The organism is Leptonema illini DSM 21528 (genome assembly GCF_000243335.1).
GTDB lineage: Bacteria > Spirochaetota > Leptospiria > Leptospirales > Leptonemataceae > Leptonema > Leptonema illini.
In genome coordinates this window covers 2814386-2831455 of the sequence record NZ_JH597773.1, presented here as the reverse complement: position 1 = coordinate 2831455, position 17070 = coordinate 2814386, and the positions used below count along the sequence as shown (strand labels likewise).

Annotated in this window: 14 protein-coding genes and 1 riboswitch; of the genes, 6 read left to right on the top strand and 8 right to left on the bottom strand. The window is 55.4% G+C overall.

Features of this window, described 5'->3' with window-relative positions; genetic code table 11:
* Window positions 1-26 precede the first annotated feature (26 nt).
* The 5 genes from LEPIL_RS12895 to LEPIL_RS12875 form a co-directional block, all read right to left on the bottom strand.
* Complete coding sequence (locus tag LEPIL_RS12895; RefSeq protein ID WP_002772974.1) at window positions 27-995, bottom strand: KpsF/GutQ family sugar-phosphate isomerase; 969 nt, start codon at window positions 993-995, stop codon at window positions 27-29.
* A gap of 86 nt (window positions 996-1081) precedes the next feature.
* A complete protein-coding gene (locus tag LEPIL_RS12890) occupies window positions 1082-2128 on the bottom strand; it encodes an LIC10647 family lipoprotein (protein ID WP_002772973.1) in 1047 nt (348 codons plus the stop codon).
* A gap of 7 nt (window positions 2129-2135) precedes the next feature.
* Entirely contained in the window at window positions 2136-3125 is a 990-nt protein-coding gene (locus tag LEPIL_RS22180; RefSeq protein ID WP_002772972.1) for a Maf family nucleotide pyrophosphatase, read from the bottom strand.
* Between the two features lie 31 nt (window positions 3126-3156).
* The gene (locus tag LEPIL_RS22175; RefSeq protein WP_002772971.1) at window positions 3157-4155 is read right to left on the bottom strand and encodes an RluA family pseudouridine synthase; all 999 of its coding nucleotides are present in this window, start codon (window positions 4153-4155) and stop codon (window positions 3157-3159) included.
* Window positions 4155-6377, bottom strand: coding sequence for a tetratricopeptide repeat protein (locus LEPIL_RS12875; RefSeq protein WP_002772970.1), 2223 nt, complete (start codon window positions 6375-6377; stop codon window positions 4155-4157). The genes LEPIL_RS22175 and LEPIL_RS12875 overlap by 1 nt, the downstream gene beginning before the upstream one ends.
* 82 nt (window positions 6378-6459) lie before the next feature.
* On the opposite strand from LEPIL_RS12875, the gene LEPIL_RS12870 reads away from it, so the two are divergent.
* The 3 genes from LEPIL_RS12870 to LEPIL_RS12860 all read left to right on the top strand — a co-directional run bounded on the left by LEPIL_RS12870 (window position 6460) and on the right by LEPIL_RS12860 (window position 11401).
* Window positions 6460-8427 (top strand): hypothetical protein, encoded by a 1968-nt coding sequence (locus tag LEPIL_RS12870; protein ID WP_002772969.1) that lies wholly within the window; start codon window positions 6460-6462, stop codon window positions 8425-8427.
* A 206-nt stretch (window positions 8428-8633) separates the two neighbouring features.
* Window positions 8634-8724, top strand: a riboswitch (TPP riboswitch).
* On the top strand, window positions 8714-10522 hold the full coding sequence (gene thiC, locus LEPIL_RS12865; protein WP_002772968.1) for a phosphomethylpyrimidine synthase ThiC: 1809 nt from the start codon (window positions 8714-8716) through the stop codon (window positions 10520-10522). (Overlaps the previous riboswitch by 11 nt.)
* An 87-nt stretch (window positions 10523-10609) precedes the next feature.
* Window positions 10610-11401: a carboxylesterase family protein gene (locus LEPIL_RS12860; protein WP_157135075.1), complete on the top strand. Its 792-nt coding sequence runs from the start codon at window positions 10610-10612 to the stop codon at window positions 11399-11401.
* Between the two features lie 69 nt (window positions 11402-11470).
* Here LEPIL_RS12860 and LEPIL_RS12855 read toward each other — a convergent pair whose 3' ends face one another.
* Window positions 11471-12520, bottom strand: coding sequence for a lipase secretion chaperone (locus LEPIL_RS12855; RefSeq protein WP_002772966.1), 1050 nt, complete (start codon window positions 12518-12520; stop codon window positions 11471-11473).
* A gap of 107 nt (window positions 12521-12627) precedes the next feature.
* Window positions 12628-13731: an esterase/lipase family protein gene (locus LEPIL_RS12850; RefSeq protein WP_002772965.1), complete on the bottom strand. Its 1104-nt coding sequence runs from the start codon at window positions 13729-13731 to the stop codon at window positions 12628-12630.
* Window positions 13732-14003: 272 nt separating this feature from the next.
* Between LEPIL_RS12850 and LEPIL_RS12845 the strand changes: the two genes are divergently transcribed.
* The 3 genes from LEPIL_RS12845 (at window position 14004) to LEPIL_RS12835 (ending at window position 16441) form a co-directional block, all read left to right on the top strand.
* Entirely contained in the window at window positions 14004-14633 is a 630-nt protein-coding gene (locus LEPIL_RS12845) for an adenylate/guanylate cyclase domain-containing protein (protein WP_040920306.1), read from the top strand.
* 206 nt (window positions 14634-14839) lie between these two features.
* Window positions 14840-15238 (top strand): HU family DNA-binding protein, encoded by a 399-nt coding sequence (locus tag LEPIL_RS12840; RefSeq protein ID WP_002772962.1) that lies wholly within the window; start codon window positions 14840-14842, stop codon window positions 15236-15238.
* A 48-nt stretch (window positions 15239-15286) separates the two neighbouring features.
* The gene (locus LEPIL_RS12835; RefSeq protein ID WP_040918787.1) at window positions 15287-16441 is read left to right on the top strand and encodes an FxLYD domain-containing protein; all 1155 of its coding nucleotides are present in this window, start codon (window positions 15287-15289) and stop codon (window positions 16439-16441) included.
* Window positions 16442-16449: 8 nt separating this feature from the next.
* On the opposite strand, the gene LEPIL_RS12830 is transcribed toward LEPIL_RS12835, so the two are convergent.
* Complete coding sequence (locus LEPIL_RS12830) at window positions 16450-16962, bottom strand: SRPBCC family protein (RefSeq protein ID WP_002772960.1); 513 nt, start codon at window positions 16960-16962, stop codon at window positions 16450-16452.
* Window positions 16963-17070 lie beyond the last annotated feature (108 nt).

Sequence of the window (17070 nt, the reverse complement as noted above, 5' to 3'; positions counted from 1 at the left end):
CGCCGGGCGCAATCTGTCAATCCGATCTATAATCCTGCTCTGACCAGATCGTGCAGGCGCAGGAGGCCGATGGGATGATCCTCATCGTCGACGACAGGCAGAACGTTGATCGGCGATTTGCGCTCTTCCATCATATGCAGTGCGTCGATGGCACGGCTGCCTTTTTTTATGCGAAGCGGAGAGGCCGTCATCACCGAGGCGATACTCTGTTCAAGAACGTTTCCGAATCTCAGTATGGAGCGGCGTATATCACCGTCGGTTACGATGCCGATCAACTTGCCCGATGCATCGGTAATCATGGCGCCGCCCAGATTGGGCTTTGTCACCGTTTCGAGCAGTTCTTTCATCGATGCATCCTGGCCGACGACGGGAATACCATGATCGAGCACAAGCAAATCCTCGACGTTAAGCAGGAGTCGCTTGCCGAGCTGTCCGGCCGGATGGTACAGGGCAAAGTTCTCGGGCTTGAAGCCGCGCAGCTCTGCCAGCGCCGAGGCGAGCGCATCGCCAACGACAAGTGAAACCGTCGTCGAAGCGGTCGGCGCAAGGTTAAGAGGATCGGCCTCCCGGCTGACCTTTGCCATGATGATCACATCAGACATGCGGCCGGCGCGGGATTCGGCATTGCCAAGGATGGAGATGATGCGATTCCCCATCTTCTGCACGACCTGAAGCATCTGCACGACCTCATCCGACTCGCCGCTTTTTGCAAGGCAGAGTACGACATCGTCTTTCTGCAAGGCGCCAAGATCGCCGTGCAGGCTTTCGCCAGGATGAAGAAAAAAGGCCGGAGTCCCCGTCGACGAGAAGGTGGCCGCAAGCTTCTGGGCGATGAGGCCCGATTTTCCCATACCCGTGCAGGCGACCTTACCTTTGCAGTTCATCAAGATATCGATGGCCTGTTGTAACGATTCGTCGCCGATCAGCGTGAGGTTATTCTGTAGCTCGGTGATCTGATGTCGGTAACTTGCGAAGAACAGTTCGGTGACGTTCATTGACGAGGCTCCTGATGCCATTCGGCCGCAGCACAGAGGAGCGTCATCTGAAATATGCTGCCTCATTGCCGGGGAGATGTCTCGTTTCAGGGGAGATATTCTGTCGGTTGTGCCTGTTCTGGCTCAGTGGATTCGGCGGGCTTTTCTTTCTCTTCGCCTGCTTCGTTTTCTTCTTCCTTGTTTTTCTCTTCCTCCGCGCCTTGCTCGTCATCGGCTCGCCGATCTTCCTCTTCGATTTGTTTCTCGATTTCTTCTCGCTCTTTGACGACAGAATCGGTCGTCCAGAGATCGACCGTCTTGCGAATCCCTATACGAGTGTAGGTATTGCGATAATAAAGAGAGGCGGCCGGTAGCCCGTCGGCACGTTGAAGATTGACGTCAAGGCGGGTGCGGTTCGGAGAGTCTGCGATCAGCTCAAAATAAAGATAGGTCTGGTGAAAGAGGCCTTCTTCGAAGAAGCGGCCGATGCGATAGCCGTAGACCACCTGGAGCGCATGCAACGCCATCCAGGCGTTACGTGAAGAGGCGACCCGGTTCGTGCCTTCGAGCAGATCAAGGTTGTAACGACTCTGGCCGAAGGAATGGCCGATGCCGAAGTACCAGTTCTCGCTTCTGAAATGAGGGAAAAAGAGAGTGATGTACGCCCTGTATTCCTCGAATACGAATTCTGTTCGTCGTCCGATGGCATCGGGCAGCGGAAAGAGCAGATTCGTCGTCGCCGTCATCGGATTCGTCGTGACGCGACCGTCGTCGGGATAGTTATGCAGGGTACCGCGAAAGGTACGCGGGGAGTTCAACGTAAACGACATGCGCATGTAGTCGCCGATACCGTCGCTGCCGACGAAGGGAACGGGGCCCGGGAAAAAACCGACAGAATAGAAGTAGTCAAGCTTGCTCTGTTCACGGTTCAGGTCGACGGTGCCGTCGTAATTCACGTCACGAGAAGAAAGCGTTCGCTCCGGAGCGCCTGCCCGAACGTAGAACCGGGCGTCTGAGAATTCAGCACCGGCCGAGAGGTCGAGAAAGCGCAGACGCTGTTGAAAGGAATCACAGCCTGCAAGACCGAGCGCCATCGTAGCGAGAATGCAGGCGAAAAAGCAGGCCTGAACGCGAAAGACAGAACTTCTAATCATCTCTTCCTTACTCCGCGCCTTCTTCCTGGTAATAACCGCTCTGATTGAGAGCGCCCGTTTCGGGAATCGCATCCATCATATAGGTCATGGCCTCGACGCTCTCATATGCCGTCGTTTTTACAGACACGGTTTTTCGACGGTAAAGGGTCTTTTCGGGTTCATCGGAATTGCAGTCCTCGTAACGATCCAGCTCATCCCACAGCCGGGGATCAATCACCTCGTAAAGCTCGCCGTGTATGATGCCCTGACCTTCGCCGGCGGCCGGATACTCGCCGAGATCATACAGAAGTCCCGTAATCGTTCCGGTATCGATAAATCTCACCCGACCGGCAATCAATGAGTGAGCGGACATTTTTCGCATCAATGTGCCATAAGCGAAGAGTCTCGTCGGCCGAATCCAGTCGAGCACGGCGTTAAGCGAAAGTCCGATGACGTTCAGATAGTCTCCCTGAATTGAAGAGATCAGCGAGGCCCCGATTCCCTGAATGGCATACGCCCCGGCTTTATCAAGCGGCTCGCCGGTCGCCACATAGCGACGGATCTCGTCGTCTGATAGATCACGAAAGCGCACAACGGTGCTGACGGCCTTTTCAAGTGTTATCAGCCTATCGCCTTCTCTGCGCAGCATCGCATGCGCGGTGATTACCGTATGCGCTTTTCCCGATAGCTCGCGAAGCATCGCATGGGCCATCTCTGAGTTCTCGGGTTTTCCATATAGAGCGTTATTCTGTACGACGATGGTATCGGCGGCGAGTACGCGAACGTCTCCAGCAAGTGTATTGAGAACGGCTGAGGCCTTTTCACGCGCAAGCAGCAGCGCCGCATCGGTTTGATGTGACGCAGGCAGCAGGATGGCCGTTTTAGTTCTTGTGGAGCCCGGGATGTCGAGCAGCATGCCTTCTTCGTTAAGATCGGCGGCCATCGTTTCAAACGAAACGCCTGCGCTTTCCAGTATCTGATGCCGTCTTGCCGAGGCCGATGCGAGAATCAGACGCATAGGGGCAGAACACTGTTCCGCGTCGTCCCGTCTACCGCTTCCTGCCTGTTGCTTTCGGTTTATCGCTTCGCGCCTCTCCGAAGTCCGGCTCTTCTGTTCGTAGAGTCATTCTCTTGCCCGTTGCCGGATGCTCGAATACAAGCTCATACGCATGCAGCATCAATCTGCCCGCTTCTTCCTCTCGTTCTTTTCGACCGTTGCCGTCTCTTCTGTTATTCAACTCTTTGCCGTAAAAGGTATCACCGACGATGGGCGTACCTCCGGCGCTGAGATGCACCCTGATTTGATGCGGACGTCCCGTTACAGGACGGGCCTCGATAAGAGCGACTTTATCCTTCTGCCATACGGTGCGAAAGTGTGTGACGGCCGACATCGCCTCTTCATCGGGACGTGCGGTGCGGTAACGATTGCGTTTTCGTTCCGCACGCAGTATGGGATCGCTGCACGTCCATGTAGAAGGAAGCCTGGAGCTACAGGAGACCAGAGCAAGATACCGCTTCTCAATCGAATGCTCTTCGAACTGCTTTGCAAGAGAGGCGTTCATCTCGCGACGCAGCGTAAAAAGAAGCAATCCTGACGTTTCTGCGTCCAATCGATGAAGCAGGCCGGGCCTTTTTTCGGGCTGTAGCTCAGAGCGCAACTCAGATGGTCCTGTCATTCCCTTCTCTTCGGCAAGCATGGAGCAGAGCAGATCATACAGATTGGCCCGCGAAGAGTCGGATGTCTTATGCGTGGGCAGCCCGGCGGGCTTATCGACGGCGATGATGAATTCGTCGCGGTAGACGATCACGGGCGCCGTAACCGCCGGCCGCTTTTCTTTTTCTTCGACCATGCCTTCGATGCGATCTCCAGGGCGAACCGTGAAATCGGGACGACGACAGACGACGCCGTTGATCGTGATCCGACCGGCGAAGACGGCCTTGCGCAGAGCGGAGTTTGAAATGTGAGCTTCGCTGATCGAGCGCTGCAGGCTTTTATCAAGCCTGCCTTTCTCTTTGCAGACGAAGCCGATCTTCTTGAGTTCTGACATCAATCGCCGGAGTGCGAGCAGGCCATCGGACTGGCCGAGGCTTCAACGGGCCTCTGTGTTTTCGGCGATGTAACAGGAGCATCCGGCGCAAGCGCTCGCTCTGATACGGCCGAGCCCGAGTATTTTTTTAGAAAGAACTCGACGAAGGAATCTTTATATCCGCGGTTATAACCCTCCTGAACGAGCGGCAACGCATCAGAGGGACGATTCATACGTTCGCCGAGCAGGTATCCCTTCCAGAAGGCGCTCTGCGCGGCCACATCCTCTTTAGAAGAATTCCTGCCCTGTTCAAAGACGACAAGGGCCTCGTCGAGTCGGTCTGCATCCATCAGGGCCCGGCCGTAGTTCGGATAACGATCGGACTCTTCGGGATGTCGCTCGGCGATCAGCTCGAAGGTGCGGATGGCGGCCGGCAGATCTTTCAACTGCCACTGCTGTATATAGGCAAGTCTTTGCAAAACCCACAGCTCGGGGTGAAGCGGCGCGAGGCGTTGCAGATAGGCAGCGGCAAGCTCGTTCTTTTTCAGATCACCGGCGGCCAGACCGGCAAGAAGCAGAGCGTCCCTCTGATACGGGTTCTGGGCAAGGGCCTTTTCGGCCGCTTCAAGCGCCGCCTTATGCTGTTTGCGGTTCCAGTAGAGCTCATGGGCCTGTTCGGCGAGAGCTTTCGCCTGTCGCCGATTTTCGAGCGTGATACGGGCGACGGCCAGACGGTTCGCCATGACGACCTCTTCCGTCGCCGTATTCGGATAACGATGCAGATAATTCAGATTCGCGTAGGTCTGCGGCTGTGGTTTGTTCCCGGGAAGCGTGTTCTGGAAATGCCAGCGAAAGTAATCCATCTGCCCCGTTCCCTTCCAGGAGGGGAAGCGGCCCCGATTCTGATCTTGAAAGCCATGCGTCGGATTGATGCCGCTCATCGCCTCGATATTGTGAAAGAACTCATGCAGATAGACGACGGTCGCATCGGGCGCATTCCAGTTCGCCGGAAACGATACGTATCCGCGAAGGGGCGTGTTCAGTTGAAAGGGTACGCAGGGATAGGTGAGAGCGCCTCCGTTCGCCGTTGTGGCGCTGCCGCGTCCCGGCCAGAACGTCCAGATCGTATCGACGCTGCGGGCCGCATCGCAGTAGGCATCGGCCGCTTCATCAGGCAGAGCATCGAGTATGGGGGCGCGCGACTCCTGTCCGCCCCAGGCCGTTACGCTCATCTCTGTAACGGTAATATCAAGCGCTGTGATGTCGTATTCGATAGTTAGCCGTCCGCCGCTCATCGCCTCAAGCTGGCGTTTTAATACCTGCAAGAAAAGAGTCGCCTTCTCTCTGTCATCAGCGTTGATCTCGTCGCTGGCGACGACCTGCTTTCCGTTCAGATCTTTAAAATCAAACCGGGCTTTCTTCAAAAAGAAGACATGCATGCGATGAACGTACTGCGGTTTAATGCCCTGGCGCTCGACGGCAAGACGCTGCTCGGCGAGCTCTCTGTGAAAGCGGGGATTGAACTCTTTCAGCCAGTCTCTATGTGGCGTGCTGCGTTCGGTGACACGCTCCGCCTCTCTGTAGTGAGTGGCCGCCTCTTCGTAGCGCCCGGCGGCGAAGGCTGCATGAGCAAGCCAGATCTCGGAATGGACCTTGCCTTCATTCAATGCAAAGTTATCGCTGTTCGGTCGAAGTGCAAAGCCGCGATCGGCAAGGGCGACGGCCTCTGTATAACGCTTCTGATCCCTTTTACAGATCGACGCGTATCCGAGTGTGTAAAGGACCTCGTCAAGGGCGCCGGTGCGTTCTTTTGCCTGAGTGGCGGGTGCGGCGGAAAGATTCTGTTCTGCTAATTGAAGGGCCGACTGGAACGCCTTTTCGGAATCATCGTATCGCTCGATCTGACAGAAGGCGATGCCGCGTTCGCGTAAGGTGAAGACGCTGCGATCCCCTCCCTGCGTAAGAGCCCGGTCGTAATGCTGAAGAGCGGCCGCGGGATCTTTTTTATGCCACAGATAGACGTTGCCCTGGCGAGTGGCATAGAATCCGGAGTCGCTCCAGAGCCGCTCGGCTTCGGCAAAGGCCTGAAGGGCCTCATCAAAGCGCTTCTGCGCGATGAGGCGGTCGCCCTTCTGGTTCAGCTCCGAGGCCTTCTGCCAGTTCTGATTGGCATAAAGAGACGCGGTAAAGAAGGGGGCGATAAAAAGCGCCGCTGACAGTAACCGGAAGACCTTGAAGAACATGACATGAAAGAAAGCGAGATCCCTGAACTGTCAAGGATCTCTTTTCCGCTCGACATCCTCTTACAGGGCTTCAGATAAAGGCATGAACTCCCTTCGCCGACTTATCCTGTTTAAAAACGGACTGGGCTGCTTTGAACGACATATCGTCGCTGATCAAGAGGTGCATCTGGACTTTCGCGCATCTGAGATCGATGACGTCATCAAATCCATCATCGTCTACGATGAAGGCGTGAAGAATCTCTCATTTGACGGCAAACGGCCTTCCTCTGAAGATCTTGCCGAGATTGGATTGCGTCCCGTGCAGGGAACAAACGCCCTCATCGAATTACTGGTTCAGTTTCGCGGAGTGCCGTTTCGCGTCGTTACGGCGTCGTCAGAGTATAAAGGCGTTCTTACAGGAATCGACGAACGACAGGAGGCGGCGGGCGAAAGCGTACTCTCGGTCAGTTACATGGTTCTGCTTGCCGAAGACGGCGCTCTGCAATCGGTAAGACTGCCCGACGTTATCCGTATCATTCCCGATGAAGAAAGGGCCGGCAAAGATCTGAAGCGACTGCTTGAAGCCAGCCTTTACTGGAAGGCGACGGAGCGCAAGAAGCTCGTCGTACAATCGGCGGGCGGCGAGCTGCGCTTGAGCTATATGCTGCCCGTTCCCGTATGGACTTCAAGCTATCGCCTGCTTCTTCGCGAAGCGGATGCCTGTATGATGCAGGCCTGGGCTCTTGTACATAATGCATCGGACGAAGACTGGGAAGATCTGCAACTTTCGCTGGCCTCGGGCATGCCGATGTCGTTTCGCATGGATCTGTACACCCCGCGTCATCGTCAGAGACCCTTTGCCGAACTGCCCGATAAAGAAGAGTATGCCGCTCCCGTCGTCGGTCGATCTTATGCCGAGCCGCCGGCGCCCGCTCCGCAGGCAAAGCGGTCTCGGGCTGCGATGGCCCCTGCGGCCGCTTCGGTAGGATCGGCGCCGTTTGAAGCTGATATGCTATACGAAAGAGAAGAGATGGCATTTGCGGGCGCCTCCGATTCCTTTACCGAGAGTACGGCCGTCGATGCGAAGGCGTCGGAGTTCGCTCCTGTTTCTTTCTTCAAGATTCGCGAGGCCGTTCATATTCCGGCCGGTAAAAGCTCGCTTGTTCCACTGTTTACTATGCCGATCGAAGGCCGCCGCGTCGCTCTTTATCGAGCAAGCATTCGAAAGAACAATCCGATGACGGCCGTGCTTTTGCGCAATACGACGGGTTTCGCTCTCGAAGACGGCCCGATCACGTTTTATTCTCCGGAGGGTTATACGGGAGAAGGAATGCTGCCGGCCCTTGATCAGGACGAACAGGTCATCGTTCCCTTCGCCATCGAAGGCAGTATGCTCGTCAATACCGAGCAGAAATCCGACACGAAAGAGGTGCATCGCCTCTATGCAAGGGGTGGCCTTCTTTTCCTGGAGCGCAAGGTCGAGCGTCGTACCGTCTATCTGCTGCGACGCGGCGGGCCTCTGGCCTTTGGTAAGCTGTATATCGATCATCCGGAATCGGCGGGATGGACCGTCGTCGGTCGCTCCCCTGAGTCGCGCAGCGAGGGGTTTGTGCGCTTCTGTACGTCGGCCGAGGCGGATGAGTTCGATGTCGTCGAGCAGTACGTGCTCACCGAAACGCTTCACATGCAGGTCGGATCAGACTGGCTCGATACGGTGCTCGCGACGGGCCTGATTCAGTCTGAACAGCGAAGCCTGCTTGATGGCATTGCCCGTCTTAATATACAGATCGATGAGGCCACAAGGCGCGAGGGACAGAAGACGAATGATATCGAAGAGATCGGCGTCGATCAGAAGCGCATCCGTGAGAATCTGAAGGCGCTCGGCTCAGCCGAGGAAGAAAAGGCCCTGCGTCGCCGCTATGTTGCCGAACTCGAACAGGGCGAGAATCGACTGCGATCCCTGAAAGAAGAACTGAATGAGATTCGTAAAACCAGGGAGTCGCTGATGACACAGCGAGGCGAGCGCATGGACGGCCTCAGCTTTGATTTCTTTGTTGACGGAAGCCGGTGATGGTGGCTCTTTCGCAATAGGCCGATAGAGGCGAATTAAGAGCCGGTTCCAAAACCGGCTCTACAAGGTCAGGATGACCTTGCGCCGCGAAATTTTCGGCAGAAAATTGAGCAAAGGCGTGAGGGAAATGGTGGCTTTGCTACCATTTCCCGTTCCGTCTCAAAACCCATGGAGGGGTTTTGAGACGTGTTCGAAGAAGAGCAGAACATCCGATTCAGGGGTGCCCTCAGGGCTGAGATCATACCCTTCGAACCTGATGCAGTTTATACTGCCGTAGGGAGAATGCATGACACCGAGCAAGACAGGCATTTCAGAAAAGGCGCGCATAACGCGCGATCCTTTTCCTGAAAGCGAGAAAATCTATACGACGGGCTCAAGACCCGATTTGCGCGTACCTTCGAGAGAGATACGCCTTTCTGAAACGCATCATCGCGACGGCTCAAAGACGCCCAACGAGCCAGTGATCGTTTACGATACGTCGGGTCCGTATACCGATCCGGCCGTTGCTATTGATGTTACAAAGGGCCTGCCCTGCATCCGCGAATCGTGGATCGAAGAGCGAGGCGACGTTAGAGTGGTTCCGCTGAACGAGCGGGCCCGGCCGAATGCCGTTTCGCTTCCCGGGCTTGACCGCACGGTGCGCGTGGCTAACGAAGGGGCGAACGTCACGCAGCTGCACTACGCCCGCCGGGGTATCATCACCCCTGAAATGGAATTCATCGCCATTCGCGAGAATATGGCGCGCGAGCTGCTCTGGCAATCGGGGCAGTCGCCTCGCATTCTGCCCTCCGGGCTTCCTGAGTTTGTGACGCCTGAGTTTGTACGCGACGAGATAGCCGCCGGGCGGGCCATTCTGCCGGCCTCGATCAATCATCCTGAAACGGAACCGATGATCATCGGCCGTAACTTCCTTGTGAAGATCAACGCCAATATCGGTAACTCTGCCGTCGTCTCTTCTATAGAAGAAGAGGTTGAGAAGCTCGTCTGGGCTATCCGCTGGGGCGCTGATACGGTGATGGATCTGTCGACGGGCAAGCAGATCCACGAGACGCGAGAGTGGATACTTCGCAACTCTCCCGTTCCGATCGGAACAGTGCCGATCTATCAAGCCCTTGAAAAAGTGGGCGGCATCGCAGAGGAGTTAACCTGGGAACTCTATCGCGACACGCTTATCGAGCAGGCCGAGCAGGGCGTCGACTATTTCACCATTCACGCCGGCGTTCTTCTGCGTTACGTGCCGCTGACGGCTCGTCGATTGACCGGTATCGTATCGCGGGGCGGTTCGATTCTCGCGAAATGGTGCCTGGCGCATCATCGAGAGAACTTTCTTTACGAGCACTTTGAAGAGATCTGCGACATTCTCAAGCGATACGACGTCGCTTTCTCGCTCGGCGACGGCCTGCGTCCGGGAAGCATCTATGACGCAAACGACGAAGCGCAGTTCGCCGAGCTGCGAACGCTGGGCGAGCTGACCGAGGTCGCCTGGAAGCATGACGTTCAGGTAATGATCGAGGGGCCGGGTCACGTTCCGCTTCATCTCATCGAAGAGAATATGCGCGAAGAAGAGCGCCTCTGTCACAACGCTCCGTTCTATACGCTTGGCCCGCTTGTGCTTGATGTGTCGCCAGGCTATGATCATCTCGCTTCGGCCATCGGCGCCGCCAACATCGGAGCGATGGGCTGTTCGATGCTCTGCTATGTGACTCCGAAGGAGCATCTGGGGTTACCCGATCGCGATGACGTCAAGCAGGGAGTGATCGCCTATCGCATCGCCGCCCATTCGGCGAACCTGGCGAAAGGACATCGCCGCGCCATCCTCAGAGATCATGCGCTTTCAAAAGCTCGCTTCGAGTTCCGCTGGCAGGATCAGTTCAACCTGTCTCTTGATCCCGATACGGCCCGCGCCTATCATGATGCGACGCTGCCGGCAGAAGGAGCGAAGACGGCGCACTTCTGTTCGATGTGCGGTCCGAAATTCTGCTCGATGAAGATCACCGAAGACGTGCGTGAGTATGCGAAGCAGGCCGATATCGAAGAGGCCATTCAACAGAAATCGAAGGAGTTCGTAGAGCAGGGCGGGCAGATCTATAGATAAGAGTCGGTCCTGGGACCGGCTCTTCAAGCTCGTACGCTCCCGCCCGGTATTGCTGGACGAATGTGCACGGAGCGTGAAAATGTCTCCGTGCAGCGCTCCCACTTTCTCTTCTATATCCTCCTGTTGCTGATGCTTCAGACGTTTGCGGCCTGTCAGGTCGATCGTCGTCCCCCTGAGCAGAAGATCCGCGATCGTTTTGCGTTCGGGCGTTACGAGACGAGCGAGGTCGTTCTTCCGTACAGGCTTTCGCGTCCGGGGAAGCTTTCGACTCAGAAGAAGTATCCGCTGATCGTAATGTTTCACGGCGCCGGCGAACGCGGCATGGATAACGAAAAGACGATGAAGCACTTTCTGCCCATGCTCGGGCGGGCGGATTTTCCGTTAGACGAAGCATACGTATTGATTCCACAGTGTGATGAGCCCTATCGCTGGGTGGAGGCGGACTGGAACCTTCCCGCACACAGACAGCCGGCACGGCCGTCGAAGCCCATAAACGCTCTCTTTGATCTGATGCGAAAACTGATCACAAGCGAATCCGTCGATACGTCGCGCATCTATGCCGTCGGTCTTTCGATGGGAGGCTTCGCCGTCTGGGATGTGCTTGCAAGGCGGCCCGATCTCTTTGCCGCCGGCATCGCCGTCTGCGGCGGCGGCGACGAGAATACGGCAAGATCCATTCATTCTCCGATCTGGGCCTTTCACGGAGCGAACGACCAGGTAGTAAAACCCGCTCGTAGCCGCAATATGGTCGAGGCGTTAAAGAGAGCCGGCCGCTCCGTTCGTTATACGGAATATGCGAACGAAGGACATGGCAGCTGGCGTCCGGCCTTTCAGGAGCCCGACGTTATACATTGGTTATTCTCGCAGAGGCGCCAGTAGAAGCAAGAGACTTCGGAACAGGCGCTTACGGTTGAGCGCCCGTTCCGACGCGACTTTCCGTCTCCGGTGTCAGTTCTTCCCGTAAACGCGCTCCTGCTTGTATCTGAAGAATCCCGACTCTTCTTCGTTTTTGATAACCTCTGCCTGGTCGGGGCCGAAGTACTTGAGACGCAGCTCATTCAGATCAGATTCCGAGGCGCCGCCCGATGTCAGGGCATCGCGTGCGCTCATGTAGCTCTGTCCCGTTTTCCAGCGATCATCGCGTTCCGTATCGAGCGATTTCCAGCGTTCGATGGCCTCGACGTCCATACCGAGACCCTTGCGGATCTGGGTGAGCGTTTCGTTCCGATCGTCGGGACTCATGTGGGATAACTCTTTCTGAACGGAAGGAAGTTCCAGGAACCGACTCGTCAGCTCGTAGCGACGAGCCTCCATGTGTCGATCCGTCTGTTCGCCGAGTGCCTCATTCAACGCCGCCTTGTAGCTTGAAAGTTTCTGGTTCAGATCGCCACCCGATTGATCGATCTGCTTCAGCGAGGTTGCGATCTTTTCGTTGCGGATCTCACCGGCCCAGATCTCTGCGGCCACCTCTTCGCCGAACAGTTCGTTGCGCTTTTCGTTCAGGATCTCCTGCCGCTCTTCACGGCTCATACCGGCAAGCTCGTCTCGATTCTTCTCAAGCCATTCCTGGTATTGCTGATACTTCTCAAAGCGTTCGAAGATATCATCGGCGAGATCGGGAAAGGCCGCCTTCAGCGTCACATACATCTCTTCGACCCAGGCCTCGCCGAAGCGCGCCTTCATCGAACGAATCAGATCTTCGATAAGGCGAATCTGCACCCAGCGGTTCTTGATGTTTTTGCCGTAGTTGGCTCGCAGCACGGCTACCATCTGCTCAAAAGTCAGATCGTCCGAGAAGCGTGGGCTTCCCTCTTCGTTCATAACCTCGACTAACCGTGCCACCTCATTTTCGTCGACGGTACGCGAGGCGGGCGGATGGCGACGAACGCGGTCGATTTCATCAAGCGTATCGTCCGAGCGCAGCAAAAGGAAGGCAGCGCCGATGGCGAGCACGGCCGCTACAGCAGCCGAAATAAAAAAGAGTCTGGTTTTATTCATACTTATTATTCAGGGGAGTTGTATTTGATTTGCAGAAGAATCGTGACTCTGCGATCGTTAAAAGAGCGAAAAAAGGCCCGGAAGAACCGGGCCCGTTCGAATCGGAATCAATCGTAGTAGGCGATGTAGTCGATAAGAGCAGCATAGAACTCCATCTCATCGAAGGTATCGGGCGGTAATCCGACGACGTCAAGATGATCCTGCTCGACGATGGCCGCCGTCGACGTCATCTGCGTCGAGCTCGGCGCGTTGATGTTGCTTACATAGCCCGTGGAGCTTTCCGTTCCGATAGAATCGAAAAGGCCGAAGCCGCGAACCGTATATTTCAGGCGATAGCCCATCTGCTGTGAGTTGATGCCGACGAGGCCGTCGTCGTCCAGATCTGTCGCCGTTCCGTTTCCTTTGCCGGCCGCTCCGTCGTTGTTACAATCATCCACGCAGTATCCGTTGCCGTCAATATTGAAGAATCCGTTACGCAGAATGAAAAGCAGCGGATTCACGCTCAGTCCCGTCTGTGCCGTAACAATAGAGGCATACCGGTTTGCATAATTCGAGTTGATCGGATATTTCTCGTTGAACTGCTTTGCTCCGGTGAGAATGCCGTCGCTGGAGGAATAATCGTTATACACGAGCTGTTTCGCGGCGGCGAAGCCGTCGTTGCCGCTGGAATATACGATATTGCCATAGATATTGGCAAGAGCGGCGATAACGTCGGTGATGCCCGGGCCGAGATCCAGAATAAATTTCGCAACGGGCGATCCGCGATGCGGCGAAGAGACGCTGATCAGCACGCGAACGACGGGCGTTCCGCGGCGATTGCGCAGTTCGACGGCAGCTTTGCGAATATCAAGCCCGCCCTGCGAATGGCCGATGAGGTTTACCTTCGAGGCGCCGACCGTTGCCATGAAGCCTTCGGTATCGTTGGCAAGGTCATATCCGCGAACCTCGGAATTGTGAAACGGCTGAACCTGACCGATGAAGGCCTTCTGATTGCTGTCGATGTAGGAGTTGCAGGTGATTTCAAGGAAGCCGTCGCAGGGGTCGCCTACAAACGTTCCATAATCGTCTCCCCAATAATCGTAGCCGGCGATATCGTCAAAACCGGCCATTCCATGAGCAAATACCACCGGATAGGTGGTTCGGGCCGCGCGGGCCTCCAGTCCTGCCACCGCGCAAAAGAGCGCCGGCAGGAGATACATAAGCTTTCGCATGATCATCTCCAGGAGTAAAGACCTCTCTTTACTCTTCCTTAAGTTTTCAAATTTTTGTTTGTGTCAAACGACGTCGCCGGAGCGACTCTGTATTTTGACAGTAAACTAAAGGGGGTAGAATTTATTGCAAGAAAAAAAACGCCGGTTCGAAATCACAATGGTTGACCTCAGCGGCTTCGACGAGCGAGAGCAGGTATAGTCCGAATTGGCATTGCTGCTTCTCTTTCTATAGAAAGGATTGACATTGCCTGACGGACATGTCGTTCTTCATTATGGCATTTCGACGGAACATTGTTTTCAGCGCATCAGAAGACCGGCTTGAGCGTTTGCTTGAAGATCGCCTCAAGCCCGGAGCAGACAAAGAGAAGATCGATGAGCGGATCTGGGATCTTTTTGGCGAAGAATGGGTCATCATGATGACCGATCTTTCGGGTTTTTCAAGAGGGGTCGAGAAATACGGTATCATTCACTTCTTGCAGACGATACAGGAATCGGAGCGCATCCTTATACCAGTTATCGAAGAGCATGACGGCATTCTACTGAAGATGGAAGGCGATAGCATGTTCGTGATCTTTCGCCGTCCGCGCAAGGCGCTTGCCGCCGCTATTGCCATGCAGAGAGTTCTTGTGGATTACAATAACGGTCGAATTCCCGAAGAACAGATCCTGCTCTGCGTCGGCCTCGGATTCGGTCGTGTGCTGAAGATCGGCGATACGGATTGCTTCGGGGCCGAGGTGAACGCGGCAAGCAAGCTCGGTGAGGATACGGCAAAGGCCAACGAAATCCTTGTGACGGCCAGCTTTAAAGAGGCGGCCGGAGAACAGGAAGGCATCGCCTACGCGCTGCTTGACGGTGCGCCTCCTGGAGCAAGCGCCGCATACAGGATCAACTATGCTCTCTAACAGGATTACGCGCAGGAAGCGGGACCGTTTTATGGCCTTCATCGAAAAAACAGGAATGAGTTACTTGACAGCACTTAGCCAGGTTTGAACAGGGCATACGGGGTGTTAAAAAACCCTAAAAAACACCGGAATTCAGGCGTTTTTCAACTTATTCTTTCACCGGAAAGAGAAGCGCACTTCATTCCATATCATTTAGAGGTATACGAGTGGCTACTAAGAAGACAACGAAGAAGGCTCCCGCTGCAAAAGCAAAAGCCAGCAACGGAAAGTACTCATTTCTTGACTCCCTGCTTGAAGGGGTCGTCGAATCGACGTCGGTAAACAAGAAAGGCGAGGTTGTACTGAAGAAGAGCGACCTGAAGCAGGCTCTTGAGGCCTCCTTGCTTGAAGCCGGCAAAGCTGCAGCTCGCGGAGAGAAGGTGCGTCTTCCCGTCATCGGAACGCTGATGATGAAGGATGTAGCCGCTCGCAAAGCAGGCAAGGCTCTGAACCGCTTCACCGGCGAGATGGTCGATGTGGCCGCACGTCCGGCAAGCCGCAAACCGCGTTGGAGCTTCCCGAAATCGCTGAAAGATCTGTTCGCAGATAAGAAGAACTGGAAGTAATCCAGAGAATGCTCGATGAGGGAAGGGGAATCCTTCCCTTTTTGCATTATGTTCAAGCGTTGTCTGAGTATCGCGGCGACTCTGCTGCTGATCGGCTGTCAGTCGAATCCGACAGCTGAACTTGTTCGTGAACTCAACCCCGACGGCTATAAAGACGCGACCGTAGCCGTGCTTCCTCTGATCACATCAGGGCTACCGGCCGAAGCCGGGCGTTATCATGGCGATCGAATCGTCGATGAGCTCGTTCGTTCCGGACGCTATCGCGTGCTTGAACGTTCGCTTGTCGATCGTATTCTCGAAGAACAGAAGTTTCAGAACTCAGGAATGGCCGACACCGACCAGGCGGCGCGCATCGGCAGACTGCTTTCGGCAAGACTTGTCATTACGGGAATGGCCTATGGCCGTCCTGACGGAGCGGATCTGTTTATCCGCCTGATTGACGTCGAATCGGGCGTGATTTTGAAAAGCGCCCATCGTCAGGTGCGCGAGGGCAGACCGTCCGATGATCGCCGGCGCGAAAGCGATTCCGGCCAGAGCACATCCGAACAGAACGCTCAAACGGATAAACCGAACATTGCGCGTATTAAGCCGATCATCGGCGAGGTGAAGGCAGACGATGAGGCGCAGAGAGAGGCGCGAGGGGAGATCCTTGATCTCGCCGCCATCCCCAGCGTCGGCAATATCGTCGTTATAGGGCGCATGCGCAATACAGGAAGTATAACCATCGGAACGCCCTCTCTTCGCGTAGGCCTCTTTGATGCGAAAGGTGAAGAGATCGATAGCGTGCAATGCTTTCCCGGCGTCGACCTTCCACCGGGAGCTCTTTTGCCTTTTCAGTGTGTTTCGCTTAATACAAGGGATCGGTTTGCGTCGACCAGGCTGCTTCATTTCAAACCACAACCGACGCGCTCCGACCTCTATGTTCACGATCTCTCGGTGGTCAGGCATAACCTGCGTTATGACGGCTTTGCATACAATCTGACGGGGACCATCCAGCATTCCGGAAAGATCCCCGTCAAATACCCTCGCGTCATCGCCTCTTTCTTTGATGCCGGCGGCTCCTTTATTGGAAGCGCCCAGGGCTTCGGCGATGATAAAGAGCTGCAACCCGGCCAGCAGACGCGCTTTCAGGCCTCGCTCTGGGCTCTGGGTGGTCGCAAGCCGGCGCGCTATGAGATGGTCGTCGTCGGCCTGCGGAATTAGGATCAGCGTTATACCCCGGCCTGCAGGCACATCTCATCAAGCCTGACGTAGCTGATTTCCATCCCCTCTTCCATTCCCGTTTCGAGCGCCATCTTGCGGATCTCGGCCGATGGATAACGGCAGGTGAGCGTCATCAGCGTTCCCTTGCCCGCCGCAGCGAGCTGAAGCGTGTTCACCGATGCCTGGCTGGAGTCGCTTAACGACGGAAGCTGCGTGGGATCAGGAATAAAGATCTCGGTATTGGTGATGATTTCCGGAGCTTTTATCTCTTTATAAACACCACCGAATCCGAAAGAGCTTTCGCCTTCCTTCTGCCAGACAAAGAGATATTCACCGCCGACGCTCAGATCAATGCGGCATGTGGAAAAGGACCAGCCGTCCGGACCGGTCAGCCAGCGCTGCAACAGCTCGGGCTTCGTATTACAATCATACACAAAGGCGGGCGGAGCGTCGAAATAGCGCTGGAATACGACATCGGCGTCGCCCTGAAGATCTACAGTCAGTTTTTTCGGAAGGGACATTCTGCTCTCCTGTAATAACGGGTTGATTATATAACTAATTCGTTATTTATAAGGGTGTCAAGCGCGGTTTTTCTGGGAGAGCGAAAAATTTTGAGGCCGCCTCTTGCC

Excerpts from the sequence above, each read along its gene's own strand:
- LEPIL_RS12835 (WP_040918787.1), top strand. The coding sequence starts at position 15,287 with ATGTTCAAGCGTTGTCTGAGTATCGCGGCGACTCTGCTGCTGATCGGC.
- LEPIL_RS12895 (WP_002772974.1), bottom strand. The coding sequence starts at position 995 with ATGAACGTCACCGAACTGTTCTTCGCAAGTTACCGACATCAGATCACC.
- LEPIL_RS12875 (WP_002772970.1), bottom strand. The coding sequence starts at position 6,377 with ATGTTCTTCAAGGTCTTCCGGTTACTGTCAGCGGCGCTTTTTATCGCC.
- LEPIL_RS12855 (WP_002772966.1), bottom strand. The coding sequence starts at position 12,520 with ATGAATAAAACCAGACTCTTTTTTATTTCGGCTGCTGTAGCGGCCGTG.
- LEPIL_RS22175 (WP_002772971.1), bottom strand. The coding sequence starts at position 4,155 with ATGTCAGAACTCAAGAAGATCGGCTTCGTCTGCAAAGAGAAAGGCAGG.
- LEPIL_RS12870 (WP_002772969.1), top strand. The coding sequence starts at position 6,460 with ATGAACTCCCTTCGCCGACTTATCCTGTTTAAAAACGGACTGGGCTGC.
- LEPIL_RS12845 (WP_040920306.1), top strand. The coding sequence starts at position 14,004 with ATGGCATTTCGACGGAACATTGTTTTCAGCGCATCAGAAGACCGGCTT.
- LEPIL_RS12850 (WP_002772965.1), bottom strand. The coding sequence starts at position 13,731 with ATGCGAAAGCTTATGTATCTCCTGCCGGCGCTCTTTTGCGCGGTGGCA.
- LEPIL_RS12890 (WP_002772973.1), bottom strand. The coding sequence starts at position 2,128 with ATGATTAGAAGTTCTGTCTTTCGCGTTCAGGCCTGCTTTTTCGCCTGC.
- LEPIL_RS22180 (WP_002772972.1), bottom strand. The coding sequence starts at position 3,125 with ATGCGTCTGATTCTCGCATCGGCCTCGGCAAGACGGCATCAGATACTG.
- LEPIL_RS12830 (WP_002772960.1), bottom strand. The coding sequence starts at position 16,962 with ATGTCCCTTCCGAAAAAACTGACTGTAGATCTTCAGGGCGACGCCGAT.
- thiC (WP_002772968.1), top strand. The coding sequence starts at position 8,714 with ATGACACCGAGCAAGACAGGCATTTCAGAAAAGGCGCGCATAACGCGC.